The 12,742-nt window shown below is 62.4% G+C and carries 14 protein-coding genes and 1 other RNA gene; 10 read left to right on the top strand and 5 right to left on the bottom strand.

The window, feature by feature from the left end:
• Positions 1–15 precede the first annotated feature (15 nt).
• Entirely contained in the window at positions 16–639 is a 624-nt protein-coding gene (locus AC1DXO_RS09380) for a TetR/AcrR family transcriptional regulator (RefSeq protein ID WP_476977861.1), read from the top strand.
• 46 nt (positions 640–685) lie between these two features.
• Entirely contained in the window at positions 686–1,177 is a 492-nt protein-coding gene (locus AC1DXO_RS09375) for a hypothetical protein (protein WP_476977860.1), read from the top strand.
• Here AC1DXO_RS09375 and AC1DXO_RS09370 read toward each other — a convergent pair.
• Entirely contained in the window at positions 1,174–1,875 is a 702-nt protein-coding gene (locus AC1DXO_RS09370; protein WP_476977859.1) for a pseudouridine synthase, read from the bottom strand. The genes AC1DXO_RS09375 and AC1DXO_RS09370 overlap by 4 nt on opposite strands.
• Positions 1,872–2,882, bottom strand: a complete 1,011-nt coding sequence (locus AC1DXO_RS09365; RefSeq protein ID WP_476977858.1) for a class I SAM-dependent methyltransferase — start codon at positions 2,880–2,882, stop codon at positions 1,872–1,874. Before AC1DXO_RS09365 ends, AC1DXO_RS09370 begins: the two co-directional genes overlap by 4 nt.
• Before the next feature lie 215 nt (positions 2,883–3,097).
• On the opposite strand from AC1DXO_RS09365, the gene AC1DXO_RS09360 reads away from it, so the two are divergent.
• Entirely contained in the window at positions 3,098–3,511 is a 414-nt protein-coding gene (locus tag AC1DXO_RS09360; protein WP_476977857.1) for a response regulator transcription factor, read from the top strand.
• 1 nt (position 3,512) lies between these two features.
• Here AC1DXO_RS09360 and AC1DXO_RS09355 read toward each other — a convergent pair whose 3' ends face one another.
• Together AC1DXO_RS09355 and pelA are read right to left on the bottom strand one after the other, a co-directional pair.
• Positions 3,513–5,138 carry a glycoside hydrolase family 13 protein gene (locus tag AC1DXO_RS09355; RefSeq protein ID WP_476977856.1) on the bottom strand — a complete coding sequence of 542 codons (1,626 nt, stop codon included), beginning with the start codon at positions 5,136–5,138 and terminating at the stop codon, positions 3,513–3,515.
• Between the two features lie 16 nt (positions 5,139–5,154).
• Positions 5,155–6,393 (bottom strand): pectate lyase, encoded by a 1,239-nt coding sequence (pelA, locus tag AC1DXO_RS09350; RefSeq protein WP_476977855.1) that lies wholly within the window; start codon positions 6,391–6,393, stop codon positions 5,155–5,157.
• 130 nt (positions 6,394–6,523) lie between these two features.
• On the opposite strand from pelA, the gene ffs reads away from it, so the two are divergent.
• The 5 genes from ffs to AC1DXO_RS09325 all read left to right on the top strand — a co-directional run bounded on the left by ffs (position 6,524) and on the right by AC1DXO_RS09325 (position 10,253).
• Positions 6,524–6,619: signal recognition particle sRNA small type (gene ffs / locus AC1DXO_RS09345), an RNA gene on the top strand.
• A gap of 85 nt (positions 6,620–6,704) precedes the next feature.
• Positions 6,705–8,507 (top strand): DNA polymerase III subunit gamma/tau, encoded by a 1,803-nt coding sequence (locus tag AC1DXO_RS09340; RefSeq protein ID WP_476977854.1) that lies wholly within the window; start codon positions 6,705–6,707, stop codon positions 8,505–8,507.
• On the top strand, positions 8,507–8,836 hold the full coding sequence (locus tag AC1DXO_RS09335; RefSeq protein WP_476977853.1) for a YbaB/EbfC family nucleoid-associated protein: 330 nt from the start codon (positions 8,507–8,509) through the stop codon (positions 8,834–8,836). Before AC1DXO_RS09340 ends, AC1DXO_RS09335 begins: the two co-directional genes overlap by 1 nt.
• A 265-nt stretch (positions 8,837–9,101) precedes the next feature.
• On the top strand, positions 9,102–9,701 hold the full coding sequence (recR, locus tag AC1DXO_RS09330; protein WP_476977852.1) for a recombination mediator RecR: 600 nt from the start codon (positions 9,102–9,104) through the stop codon (positions 9,699–9,701).
• Between the two features lie 3 nt (positions 9,702–9,704).
• Entirely contained in the window at positions 9,705–10,253 is a 549-nt protein-coding gene (locus AC1DXO_RS09325) for an Imm52 family immunity protein (RefSeq protein ID WP_476977851.1), read from the top strand.
• On the opposite strand, the gene AC1DXO_RS09320 is transcribed toward AC1DXO_RS09325, so the two are convergent.
• The gene (locus AC1DXO_RS09320) at positions 10,199–10,753 is read right to left on the bottom strand and encodes a VUT family protein (RefSeq protein ID WP_476977850.1); all 555 of its coding nucleotides are present in this window, start codon (positions 10,751–10,753) and stop codon (positions 10,199–10,201) included. The two genes, AC1DXO_RS09325 and AC1DXO_RS09320, sit on opposite strands and share 55 nt — an antisense overlap.
• A gap of 54 nt (positions 10,754–10,807) precedes the next feature.
• Here AC1DXO_RS09320 and AC1DXO_RS09315 point away from each other — a divergent pair, with 54 nt between their 5' ends.
• Entirely contained in the window at positions 10,808–12,100 is a 1,293-nt protein-coding gene (locus AC1DXO_RS09315; protein WP_476977849.1) for a DNA recombination protein RmuC, read from the top strand.
• Between the two features lie 37 nt (positions 12,101–12,137).
• Positions 12,138–12,671, top strand: a complete 534-nt coding sequence (def, locus tag AC1DXO_RS09310; protein ID WP_476977975.1) for a peptide deformylase — start codon at positions 12,138–12,140, stop codon at positions 12,669–12,671.
• Positions 12,672–12,742: the final 71 nt, after the last annotated feature.

Genomic DNA, 12,742 nt, shown 5'->3' with positions numbered 1-12,742 from the left:
ATATCAAGTCAAAAAATGCCCATACCTGACGCCCCTATTCCTGACACCCGTGCCTATGCCAGCCCGAAGCGCGACGCGGCGGCGGCCGAGAAACGCCGACAGGTGCTCGACACGGCCATCCGCCTGATGGACGAGGGTTCCGCCCTGATGTCGATGGAAGCGGTCGCCAAGGCGGCAGGCGTGACGCGATTGACGGTCTACAAGCAATTCGGCTCGCGGCGCGGCCTGCTGGAAGCCGTGTTCGATGAAAACGCCATTCGTGGCGGGGTCATGCGCATGGTCGAAGCGATGCAGAATCCGGACGGCCGGGCCGGCCTGCTGCATGCCATCGACATCATGTGCGATTTCTGGGGCAACCATCCGGGCTTTGCCAGGTTGCACGACGCCGCCGCCGTCGACGCGGACTTTGCCGAAGCCATCGCGGCGCGCAACGAACGCCGCCGTCTGGTTATCACCACCCTGCTGGAGCGGCTTGCCGGCGGCGCCACCGCGCGCAAGGACGTCGCGGACCTGTTGTTCAGCCTGACCAGCATGCAGGTGTTTCGCACCCTGATCGTCGGACGCACACCGGATCACGTGGCGCAGATCATGAAACGCGCGACCACGGCCATACTTGACGCCAACGGCATGACGGCGTGATTTTGCCGTAAAGGCGAGTTAGGCTGGCGACGAAGAGGAAATGCCCATGAGCCTGAAAATCATCTCCGCCGCCGCCCTTGCCCTGATGGTGACCGCCTGTTCCTCGGCGCCGGCACCCGAAGCCTCGGCGTCCGACAGCGAGTCGCACATGGGAGACTCTCGTGACAACGCCCGCCGCCGTCCCCTGACCGAGGCCCAGACTTGCGATGTGATCGTCCAGGTAGCGCGCCAGGTCGGCGACGGTCCGTTCGATGCTGATGTCAAGAGCGATGGCGGTGTCATCGACTGCCAGAACGAATTCAAAGCGGCCGGGCTGCCAATATTTGCGGCAGGCCGGATGAACGATCCACGCGTCAATCAGGCGGTTCAGGATCGTGGCTATGTCTTCTGGGCGCCGCAATTCACCGACGACACGATTGCCGTGGTCAAGATGGATTTTGTTTGCCGCAATCTGTGCGGCCACGGTGAGGAACTGACCATCGCGCTGCAGGGCGGCCGCTGGAAGGTCACCAACCGCAGGACGACCTGGATGTCCTAATCCTTGAGAACCTTGGCGATGTCGTCCGGTCTCATCAGCCGCCAGGCCCCGGGTTTCAGCCCATCCAGGGTCAATTCGCCCATCTGCGCCCGGTGCAGCGCCTCGACGTGATTGCCGACGGCGGCGAACATGCGCCGCACCTGATGGTAACGCCCTTCAAACAAGGTCAGCCGCGCTGAACGCTCGCCGGTGATCTCCATGGTGGCCGGTTTCAGCGGCGTCTTTTCGCTTTCCAGCATCAGTTCGCCCGAGGCAAAGACCGGCACATAGGCTGGTGAAATCGGCCGCGCGGTCGTCACCTCATAGATCTTGGCGACATGGTTTTTCGGCGAGATCACCTTGTGCAGAAAATCGCCGTCATCGGTCATCAGCAACAAGCCCGACGTCTCGGAATCGAGTCGGCCCACGGTCGAAAGTACCGGCTTTCGCACGGCGAAACGATCGGGCAACAGTTCATAGACCAGCTTGCCGCGGTCCTTGGTCGAGCAGACATAGCCGGTCGGCTTGTGCAACAGCAAAACCATGCCGGCGGCGGGATCGAGCGGCCGTCCGCGCAGGCGGATATCGCTATGCGCCACATCCGAATCGTCATCCAGCGGCTCACCTGCCGCGTCGGTGACCAGGCCGTTGCGGATCAGCGCGGCGGCCTCCTTGCGGCTGCCATAGCCCAGATTGGCCAGAAGCTTGACCAGCTTCATTTGATCCCCCGGAAGACCTTGTACTGGCCATTTTCGGCGACCGTCAGCACCGTGCGGAACACGGCTTTCAGCGTCTCTTCATAGGGCAGGTGGCGGTTGGCGACCATCCACAGGGCTCCCCCCTTGTCCAAGGCTCCGGCGGCGGCCCGGATGAAGCCCTGGCCCAGGTCGTGGCGATCGGCGCGGCTGGTATGGAAGGGCGGATTGCTGACAATAAAGTCGAACGGTCCCGTCACACCTTTTGTCACGTCGTGCCAGTGGAAATCGCAGCGCCCGTCGAAGGCCGCCAGGTTCTGCCGCGCCAGGGGCAGGGCGCGTGCCTCGGCCTCGAACAGGGTCATGTGGCTGACGTTCTTGCAGCGTTGCAGCACTTCGCGAGCGAGAAAACCGACGCCCGAACCCAGGTCCGCGCCGCGCCCCGACAGTTGCGGCAGATGATCGGCCAGCATCTGCGAGCCGGCATCGATCCTGTCCCAGGCGAACAGGCCGGGCCGGCTGACCAGGCCGCCGGCGACCTCGCGCGGCGCGTCCAACTTGGCCCATTCACCGACCATCTCCCGATCGACCTCTGCCCCGACCTTGGCCCAGAAGGCGCGGCACTTGTTCTTCGACACGCTGGTGACATTGCCGCACAACGCCTTCAGTTCGTTTTCGACCGTCTTGGCGCCTTCCAGATTGCTCACTGCCGCCAGGACGATGCCGCCTTCGCGCGTGTCCAGGATCGCCCGGGCCAGCAGGGCGCGGTATTCTTCGCGCTGGCGCGGCGGCAGGACGCAGGTCAGGCCGTATTGTGTCCCGTCCTCAGCTTCGCGTAACGCAAAGCCCTGACGCGCCAGGGCGTCATGGTCGGGCTTGAAACTCTGGTCGCACAGCCAGGCTTCGCGCGGCAGGACGTTAAGGTCATCGGCATAGCGCGCCCGCAGGAACAGCACCGGCCCTTCGGCAGGCGGCAGGACATCGCCGCTGTCGAGCGGCAGGCAAAGGGTTTCGAGCACGGGATCGTTCATGCGCCGAGCCTATGCCACACGCCGGGGCGGGATGCTACTGGACTTTCAGGCCTTAGGCAGGGCAAGCCCCACAGGTCAGAATGACGGCAATGGTCACGGCGGCCATTGCAATTGTTACGTCGACGTAAGAATTGATTCCATAGGCCTTAAGTCTGCCCTGCTACGATTTCCGTGTCAGCTTCTCCTTTTTCGGTCAGCGCGGGAGACTACCGTCCATGACAGGCTCACATACTACGCCCGGCAAGATTCTGGCGATCGAGGATGATGCCAGCATCCGCGATCTGCTATATGCCGTGTTGCGCGGCGCAGGCTATCAGGTCGAAACCGCCGATAGCGGGACGACGGGACTTGCCAGTCTCGAAACCTTTATGCCCGACCTGATCCTGCTCGACATGGGCATGCCCGATATGGACGGGCCGGAATTTCTACGCCGCCGCAGCCGGCTTCTGTCGTTCCGCGATATTCCGCTCATGGTCCTGTCGGCGCGCGACGGCAATCGCGAAGTATTGACGGCGATCGAACTGGGCGCTGACAATTACATGACCAAACCGTTCGATCCGGAGCGTCTGTTGACCAATATCCGCAACCTGCTGGCCAGTGCGCCGCATAGTGTGAAGCGGCGCGCCTGACTTAGCCGTCACGGCGATAGATACGCGCTTCCCAGCCGCGCAGATCGGCGGCCATGTCAGGATAATTGCCATCGATCCGCACAAAACCATCCGGGACGTCGAACACCACGGCCGCACGGGAAAAATTTAGCAAAATCAACCAGGTCTCATCGCCAAGTGTCCTGCTGTAGGCAAATAGCTGGGCATGATCCGGCGCCAGGTCCAGGTAGTCACCATAGACAAGGGCCGGGTTGGCATGCCGCAGGGCAATCAACCGCCTGTAGCCGTGATAGACCGAACCCGGATCATTAACGGCGGCTCGGGCATTGATCTCGCCGAAGTTCGGATTGAGCGCGAACCACGGCTCACCGCTCGTGAACCCGCCGTCGGCCGTCCATGGCATGGGTGTTCGAGCATGATCGCGGCTGACCTTGTTCTGGTTGGCGATAAAGGCCTCAGGCGAGGCGCCGCCTTCGACAACCTCCTCGCGCCAGGCATTCTTCGTCCAGATATCGTCGAACTGCTCGATCCGTTCGAAGGCGACATTGGTCATGCCCAGTTCGTCGCCCTGATAGATATAGGGCGTGCTTTTCAGGGTCAGCAGCAGGGTTGCCATGACCATGGCCGACTTGACCCGCCACGCCGGATCGTCATCGCCATAGCGGGAAACGATACGTGGATTGTCGTGATTGGAAAAGAAGACGGTCGGCCAGCAGTGACGATCGAATACGGCATCGTGCCGGGTGAATATCGCCTTGAATTCCGGCAGGGACCACGGCCGCCACCGGCCGTCCGGGCCGCGGTCGATATCCACGGCGTCGAACTGGAACACCATGTCGAGTTCACCGCGCCGTTCGTCGATCAGTAATGGCGTCTCATCCAGCGCCACGCCGAAGGCTTCGCCGACCGATACCGCACCGAAGGGCGCAAGGGCTTCGCGGCGCATTTCGCGCAGGTAGTCGTCGCGCCTGGGCCCATTGGCATAGACGTCCTGGGGCCGGCGGCCGTTCAGGTTCGGCCAGACGCGGTCCTTGGACACAAAGGCGATGACGTCCATGCGGAACCCATCGACGCCCTTGTCGAGCCAGAAGCGCATCAGGTCGTAGACTTCCTCGCGCAAGGCGGGATTATCCCAGTTGAGGTCCGGCTGCTTGACGTGGAACAGGTGCAGATAGTGGTCGCCGGTGGCGTCGTCCTTCTGCCAGGCGGGGCCGCGAAAGATCGAGGTCCAGTCATTGGGCGGGTCGCCCTCGTGCCAGATATAGTAGTCGCGATACGGATTTTCGCGGCTCTTGCGGCTTTCGACGAACCAGGCGTGTTCGTCGCTGCTGTGGTTGACGACCAGGTCGATGATCAGCTTCATGCCGGCGGCGTGGACTTCGGCCAGCAGGGCGTCGAAATCGGCCATGGTGCCGAACGTCTCCATCACCTGGCGATAGTCGCGAATATCGTAGCCGTTGTCGGCATTGGGGCTGTCGAAATGCGGTCCTAACCAGATGCAGTCGACGCCGAGACCTTTGATATAGCTCAGTTTCTGGCGAATACCATTGATATCGCCGATCCCGTCGCCATTGCTGTCGAAAAAGGAGCGCGGATAGATCTGGTAAAAGACGGCTTCTTTCCACCAGGCACGCGTGTAGCCGTTCATCCGCTCGACTCCTATGTTATTGCGGGTGAACTTGACTCCATGCGGCGTAGGCGTCCAGCGCCTTTTGCGGCCCGGTGCCGTACCAGGCGTAACCGTTGCGCCGCTCATCTGTCAGGTCCATCACATCGTCGTGGATGGTGCGGTCGCGATCGCCGAACAGCGGCGTGCCGGTGTCGAGGCTGTAATAGCGCGCCCAAAGTAGCGGAGCGTTGGCGTCGTCGACCAGGGCGAAGCCGGTGCTGCCTTCGATCCAGGCCTTGCCGGTGATAGCCGTGGCGCGCAGCCAGGCGATGCCGGCCTGGACCGATGCGATGACCTGGGGCGAAGGACGGTCGATCTCCATCAGGCGTATGAGCAGCTTGGCGCTTTCGGAAGACGAGAAGGCGGCAGGCTCGAAGTTGCGGGCGCCGACCGGTGCCAGGGTGAGGACGTCGTGTTGCTGGCCCCAGGCCGTAAGGTGGCCATCGCTGCGGACCTGGGTCGCGAGGATGAGGTTGATGGCGCGGTCGTAGGCCGTCGAAGCGCGCGCACGCAGGTCCGTCGGCACGAAGGCGAAATCGTTGCGGCCGGCGGCGACCTTGGCCAGCAGGCCGGTAATGTCGCGAAGCGCGTCGTCGTTGAAGGTGACGGCGTCGTGGTAGCTGCCTTCCAGAGGCCAGCTCTGGGGCCAGCCGCCGTTAGGATATTGCGCAGCCAGGACATAGGCCAGGCCGCGGGCGAAGGCGCTGCGATAGGAGGCGCCATCCGATCCGGTGAAACGGCTGGCGACGCGGGCGAGGAATTGCAGTTCGGTGGTGGTGGCGTGATTGTCGAAGGTGCCGACACACCGCCAGGCGTCGCCGACGACATAGGACTGGCCTTTGGTACGCAGGGCGCCGTCGCGCGGGGCGTTCTTGCCCCAGCCGCCGGCCGGAGTTTGGAAGCTTATGATGACGTCGGCGATATGGCGGGCCTCGGGCGAGGCGTACCAGTTGGCGTCGCGGTCGAGCGGCATGGACGGCGAGCTATCCTCACGGGTCGGAGCGGGGATGGTGCTCATCCCCTGGCGTTCGGCCGCCAAGGCGTCGTGGTCAGCTTGCGACTGGGCGTCCGACCGGGTGAGATAAGCCTGCCACGCGGACTGCTCTGACGCCGGCAGGGTGGCAATTCGGGAGGCGGTGAGGGGCTTGGCCGGAGTCATGACGCCAAGCGTACGAGCGGAGGCTGAACTGGCACCAAGAAGGCAGGCGACGATAAGCAGGGTACGAAGAAACATAGGCCTCACCGGAATTCCAACAGAAAATGGCAGCAAACCGCAGGCCCTACAAGAGCGAATGATATCGCTATCATGACGTTAGTCGGTTCGATCGCCTCTTGCATCTTGAGGCGAGATTGCGCATATAGGCCTCGAGACGGTGCGGGCGAAGGCCTCGCCAACCTGGTCAGGGCCGGAAGGCAGCAGCCACAACGAATTCACCTTCGGGTCGTGCCGTCTCACCTTATCTTTCCCCAAAACTCTGATGCTGACGGCGCGGGAATCGCGCTTTATGGGAGACGCTGGGTTCGAAAGGCGTTATTGAATTTTCCATGTCCGACCATCCCGACCTTGATGACGCCTTCGCCTCCGCTCCGGAACTTCTGGAGCGCGATGACGCGACGGACGACATGTTCGGCCTGTCGATCCCGGCTGCCAAGCCGATCGAGAAGTCCGAAGCCTATACCGTCCTGGCGCGCAAATATCGTCCGCGCACCTTCGAGGACTTGATCGGCCAGGAGGCCATGGTCCGTACCCTGACCAACGCCTTTACCGCCGGCCGTATCGCCCACGCCTTTATGCTGACCGGCGTCCGCGGCGTCGGTAAGACGACCACAGCCCGGCTTCTGGCGCGCGCCCTCAACTACGAATCCGACACCGTCCATGGCCCAAGCGTCGACCTGTCCGTCATGGGCGTCCACTGCCAGGCGATCATCGACGGCCGCCATATCGACGTGCTGGAACTGGACGCCGCCTCGCGCACGGGGGTCGACGCCATGCGCGACCTGCTCGAATCCGTGCGTTATGCCCCGGTCGAGGCGCGCTACAAGGTCTATGTCATCGACGAAGTCCATATGCTGTCGACCGGGGCGTTCAACGCCCTGCTGAAGACGCTGGAAGAACCGCCGCCCCACGCCAAGTTCATCTTCGCCACGACCGAAATCCGCAAGGTCCCGGTGACCATCCTGTCGCGCTGCCAGCGTTTCGACCTGCGCCGCGTTGAACCGGAAACCCTGAGCCCGCACCTGGAAAAGATCTGCCGCCTCGAAGGCGTCCATATCGACCCTGATGCCGTTGCGCTGATTGCCCGCGCGGCCGAAGGCAGCGTCCGCGACTCCTTGTCCTTGCTGGACCAAGCCCTGGTCCAGGGTGAGCCCGGCGAACTGGTCGGCCCCGAAGTCGTCCGCGACATGCTGGGCCTGGCCGACCGCACGGCGACCTTGGGCCTGTTCGAAAACATCATTTCCGGCCAGATGAGCGAAGCCCTGCTGGCCTTCCGCACCCTGTATGGTTTCGGCGCCGATCCGTCGCAGATCATGGGCGACCTGCTCGAATATTGTCACGCCACATCCGTGGCCAAGGTGCTGGGCGCCGATGCGACGCGTTTGCCCAAGGCGCCGGCCATGCGCGTCACCGCGCTGGGTGCGCAACTTTCGGCAGGCACGTTATCACGCCTGTGGACGCTGATGCTGAAGGCGTTCGAGGAACTGCGCCGTGCGCCCGACGCCTGCGCCGCTTTCGAAATGGCCCTGGTGCGCATGTGTTACGCCGCCGACCTGCCCGGGCCCGAAGTCTTGATGAAGCGCCTGCAGAATGGTGAGCCCCTGGTGCCCGGCCCTGCGGGTGGCGGCCCAAACGGAGGGATGTCGTCCGGCGGCACGGCCCAGGCCATCCGTCAGCAACCGGCCCAGCAGGTCATGCCCAATCCGCAGAACTTTGCCGAGGTGATGAGCCTGATCTCGGAAAAGCGCGATATCGGCCTGCGCACCGACGTCGAACAGTTTATCCGCCTGATCGCCTTCAAGCCCGGCGCTATTACCTTCGAACTTGCGCCGCGCGCACCGGGCGACCTGGTGCGCCGCCTGTCGATGCGGCTGAAGGAGTGGACCGGCCAGCGCTGGCTGATCGCCACCGAAGGGCAGGGCGGGGCGGAAAGCATCTATGAACGCGACAAGCGCGAGACGGCGGCGGCCAAGGCCCGCTTGCAAGCCGACCCGTTCGTCGCCAGATTACTTGAGACCTTCCCCGGCGCGGAGGTGACAGCGGTTCGCGCCAGACTGCAACCCACCGTGAGCGATACGGCCCCGGCAGTGCCTGAGGACGAGCGCCCCGACAGCGACAAGGATGACAACTGATGGACTTCCAGACGATGATGAAGCAGGCGCAGCTGGTGCAGCAAAAGCTGCATGAGGCGCAGGCGACCATGAGCGCCAGCATCGTGCATGGCGTCGCCGGTGGCGGCCTGGTCAAGATGGAGCTGAAGGGCTCGGGCGACCTGTCGGTGCTGACCATTGACGACAGCCTGATGGTACCGGGCGAGGGCGAGGTCCTGGCGGATTTGATCCGCGCTGCCCATGCCGATGCGCGTAATCGCCTCGACGAACTGAACAGCAAGGTGATGGCGGAAGCGGCCGGCCAACTCGCGCCCGGCGGCGGCATGCCCAACCTGCCCAAGTTTTTCTGAAACGGAAACGCTTCGACTGCCCTTGCTTCACCTCTTCCCGCCTGCGGGGAGAGGGTGGCGCGTAGCGCCGGGTGAGGGGCATTCCACCGCAGATGCCGCTTCTGAGGCAGTGGACACCGTTCTCAAACGTTCGCTTACATGAATGGTAACCGCTAAGACAGCCAATTATCTCCCTTCTCCCCGGCTGAGGGGAGAAGGTGGGCCAAAGGCCCGGATGAGGGGTTTCTACCCTTCACACTAAAATCGCCCCAACAGGAACCCAACCATGGCCGGCGCCGGTCCCGAAATCGAACGATTGATGGCGTTGCTGGCCAAGCTGCCGGGGCTGGGCCCGCGTTCGGCCCGCCGTGCCGCCCTGGCCCTGCTGAAGCGCCGCGAGCAACTGCTGGTGCCATTGACCGCCGCCATGCAGGACGCCGCCGACAAGGTCGTCTCCTGCCGCATCTGCGGTGCCCTGTCGACGCGCGATCCGTGCTCTACCTGTTCCGATCCGGCACGCGACACCACCATGATCTGCGTCGTCGAAGAGGACAGCGCGCTGTGGGCCATGGAGCGCGTCGGCACCTACCACGGCCGCTATCACGTCCTGGGCGGCCTGTTGTCGGCGCTGGATGGTATCAGGCCCGAAGATCTCCGCCTCGACGGCCTGTTGTCGCGTGTTCGTGACGGGGGCATCCGTGAGATCATCATGGCGCTTCCGGCCACCGTCGAAGGCCAGACCACGGCCCACTACATCGCCGACCGCCTCAAGGGGGCACAGAGCGAGGCAGCCGTGACCTATCTGGCCCGCGGCGTACCTGTCGGCGGCGATCTCGACTGGCTGGACGACGGCACCATCGCCCATGCGCTGAAAACGCGGCGCTAGGTCATGCAGGTCTTAATCGGCGTCTATTGGCCCGCGCGGCAGGAGGACATTACCAGGGCAACACAGCGCGCCTCGGCATGGTTCGCCTGTCTTGAGGCTTTGTCACCCGAACTGTCCAATTGGTACAAACCGGGACGCAAACATGTCCGCGACACGGATATGATCAATATATCCGACCCGTCGGTGCTGGAAAACCAGTTGCGCAAAGGCGTCAATCATAAGGATATGCCGCGGGAGCCGATCCCTGAACTGGGTTGGAGCGTCAATCTATGGAACGGCCAGCCAGAGCGCGTTACGGCTTCGGTGAGCTTTCTGGTTGGGAGCTATAGCCGGCATATCAGCAACAACGCCCATGTGACGCTGACGGATTTTCCTGAAGGCGCTTTTACGCCTGAAATCTGCGAATCTCTCTTGCAACAGATGCGAACCATCTGGAACGCCCGCGAGGGCAGGGTAGAAATCAATGGTATGGTCGTCGCCAGCTTTCAGCCGCGCTCTCACGCAATGGCGGCCATCGCTGCTTTCTTCTCGCGGTGCTTCATCAAGAGATAGACGACCAGACAACCCAAAAACCGGCTGACCACAGCAGCCAGCAGCGACCACCAGTTGAAGATGCCCGGGATGGCGAAATTGGCGATCCACAGGAAGGCGGCCGCGTCGATCGGTCCCGAAATGCCGGCCGACACAAACACGCGTTTCGACAGGGGCAGCTTGGCAAACGTAAATAACGCCCAGTCGATGGTTTCGCTGATCGCAAAGGCGCAGGCGCTGCCGAACGCGATAGCCGGCGCGGAGGTATAGATCGACAGGATCAGGCCCACCACAAGGAAGAAAAAGATATAGTGGCTGATCTCGCGCTGGGCGAAGTCGCGCACCACCAGGACCAGACCCGTCACGATGGTCATCGGATTCCAGTCACCGCCATGCGGAAACTTGAACGTATAGACGTGTTCGAAACACCAGTTGATGAACGGAATAAGGAACAGATAGAGGTAGGTCCACGGCGTCCCGCCGGTAATAACTTTCCGCACAACCGCCTTGAAGTGTTCCATCCGTGCCCCAAACTTCGTCTTGCAATCCAGCCGTCGTCAGCTTAGGAACGTTTCATGAACGTGTCAACCGTGAGTCTTATCGTCCTGGCCCTGGTAACTGCAGGTATCGGCGCGGCGTGGTTTCTCGCCTTCAGTGAGACGCGCAAACTGCGCCTGCGCAATGACGACCTGAACGACGCCCTGCGCAAGAGCGAGATCGAACTGGCCCAGGTTCGTGAACGTGCCCGCAGCCTGGAAGATGCCCGCACTGCCATGGCCGAACAGTTCCAGTTGGTCTCGCAACAGGCCATGCAGGCCTCGTCCGACTCACTTCTGAAACGCGCCGAGGAATCCTTCGTCGCCCGCGAAAAGCTGGCGCTGGAACGGATGAATTCCAGCCTCCAGCCCGTCGCCGAACACCTGACGCGCTTCGAAGCCCAGGTGAAGGCCATGGAAGAAGCGCGGGCCGGCGATACCGGCGGGCTGAAACAGCAGATATCTGACCTTCTCCTGGCATCCAACGCGACCCGCGAGGTCACGCAAAAGCTGGCCGGCGCGCTGCGCCGCGGCGCCGGTGTGCAGGGGCGGTGGGGCGAAGAGGTCCTGCGCAATGTCCTCCAGGCCGCGGGCCTGTCGTCGCGCTTCGACTTTATCGAACAGCACAATCTCGACACCGACGAAGGCCGCCGCCGCCCTGACGTCGTGGTCCGCCTGCCGGGCGAAAACTCCAACGGCATCTTCGTCATCGACTCCAAAGTCAATCTGACCGCCTATCTCGCCGCTGCCGAAGCGACCGACGAGGCCGTCCGCGAATTGCATATGCGCAGCCACGCCCAGGCCATGCGCAGCCACGTTTCCGACCTGTCGAAAAAAGCCTATTGGGACCAGTTCCGCGACCAGGCCTCACCCGATTTCGTCGCTATGTTCATCCCGGGGGATGGCCTGCTGTCGGCGGCCTTGGAACACCTGCCCGACCTGATGACCGAAGCTATGGACAAGAAGGTCATTATCGTCACGCCGACGACCCTGTTCGCCCTGTGCAAGGCTGTCGCCTATGGATGGCGCGTCGAAGACCAGATGAAAAACGCCAACCATATCGCCGATCTCGGCCGTGAACTCTATGCCCGCCTGTCGGTGATGGGCGACCACGTTTCGGGTATGGGCACGGCGCTGGGGCGGGCGGTCGAAAAATACAACGCCTTTGTCGGTTCGCTCGAAACCAAGGTCCTGACCCAGGCCAAGCGTTTCGAGGATCTGCAAGTCGAGCACCAGGGTAAATCCATCCCCGACCTGCCGGCCATCGAAAGCCAGCCGCGCACCGCCGCCAAGCTGCAGTCTCTAAATCCCGTGGAAGATGAGCTCGCTTAATCTTGATTTTTGAATGCGTTGCAACTATTTTCCGCTCATGGCCATTCGTGAAATCCTGACTGTACCCCATCCTGTCCTCAAACAGGTCTCCAAGACCGTCGACGTTGTCGATGATGCTTTGCGCGCCCTGATGGACGATATGCTTGAAACCATGTACGACGCGCCCGGTATCGGCCTGGCAGCGGTGCAGATCGGTGAGCCGATCCGCGTCATCGTCATGGACCTACAGGAAAAGCCGGAAGGCGCCGAGCCCGATGCGGAAGGCGTCAAGAAGCCGCGCTATTTCATCAATCCGGAAATCATCTCGAAATCCGAAGACCTGGTGCCATACGAAGAAGGCTGCCTCAGCGTGCCGGAAATCTACGACGAGGTCGTGCGCCCGGCCAAGGTGCGCCTGCGCTATCTGGACTATAACGGTAATCAGGTCGAAGAAGATGCCGAGGGCCTGTTCGCCACCTGTATCCAGCACGAGATGGACCACCTCGAAGGTATATTGTTCATCGATCACCTGTCCAAGCTGAAACGCGACCGTGCTGTGACCAAGGTCAAGAAGCTAAAAAAGGCAGCTTGATAATCCACGTTGATGGCCTGCAAAACATCGTCTATCTGCGAGACGCTGCTCACGTACTCAAGTACGCTGCG

The organism is Asticcacaulis sp. P2_C5, from assembly GCF_056404555.1.
Note: the sequence above shows the minus strand (reverse complement) of the source record. Positions and strands in the feature narration are given on the sequence as shown.

Bases quoted from the DNA above. Each gene is read 5' to 3' on its own strand.
- AC1DXO_RS09380 (WP_476977861.1), top strand. From the start codon at position 16: ATGCCCATACCTGACGCCCCTATTCCTGACACCCGTGCCTATGCCAGC.
- AC1DXO_RS09375 (WP_476977860.1), top strand. From the start codon at position 686: ATGAGCCTGAAAATCATCTCCGCCGCCGCCCTTGCCCTGATGGTGACC.
- AC1DXO_RS09370 (WP_476977859.1), bottom strand. From the start codon at position 1,875: ATGAAGCTGGTCAAGCTTCTGGCCAATCTGGGCTATGGCAGCCGCAAG.
- AC1DXO_RS09365 (WP_476977858.1), bottom strand. From the start codon at position 2,882: ATGAACGATCCCGTGCTCGAAACCCTTTGCCTGCCGCTCGACAGCGGC.
- AC1DXO_RS09360 (WP_476977857.1), top strand. From the start codon at position 3,098: ATGACAGGCTCACATACTACGCCCGGCAAGATTCTGGCGATCGAGGAT.
- AC1DXO_RS09355 (WP_476977856.1), bottom strand. From the start codon at position 5,138: ATGAACGGCTACACGCGTGCCTGGTGGAAAGAAGCCGTCTTTTACCAG.
- pelA (WP_476977855.1), bottom strand. From the start codon at position 6,393: ATGTTTCTTCGTACCCTGCTTATCGTCGCCTGCCTTCTTGGTGCCAGT.
- AC1DXO_RS09340 (WP_476977854.1), top strand. From the start codon at position 6,705: ATGTCCGACCATCCCGACCTTGATGACGCCTTCGCCTCCGCTCCGGAA.
- AC1DXO_RS09335 (WP_476977853.1), top strand. From the start codon at position 8,507: ATGGACTTCCAGACGATGATGAAGCAGGCGCAGCTGGTGCAGCAAAAG.
- recR (WP_476977852.1), top strand. From the start codon at position 9,102: ATGGCCGGCGCCGGTCCCGAAATCGAACGATTGATGGCGTTGCTGGCC.
- AC1DXO_RS09325 (WP_476977851.1), top strand. From the start codon at position 9,705: ATGCAGGTCTTAATCGGCGTCTATTGGCCCGCGCGGCAGGAGGACATT.
- AC1DXO_RS09320 (WP_476977850.1), bottom strand. From the start codon at position 10,753: ATGGAACACTTCAAGGCGGTTGTGCGGAAAGTTATTACCGGCGGGACG.
- AC1DXO_RS09315 (WP_476977849.1), top strand. From the start codon at position 10,808: ATGAACGTGTCAACCGTGAGTCTTATCGTCCTGGCCCTGGTAACTGCA.
- def (WP_476977975.1), top strand. From the start codon at position 12,138: ATGGCCATTCGTGAAATCCTGACTGTACCCCATCCTGTCCTCAAACAG.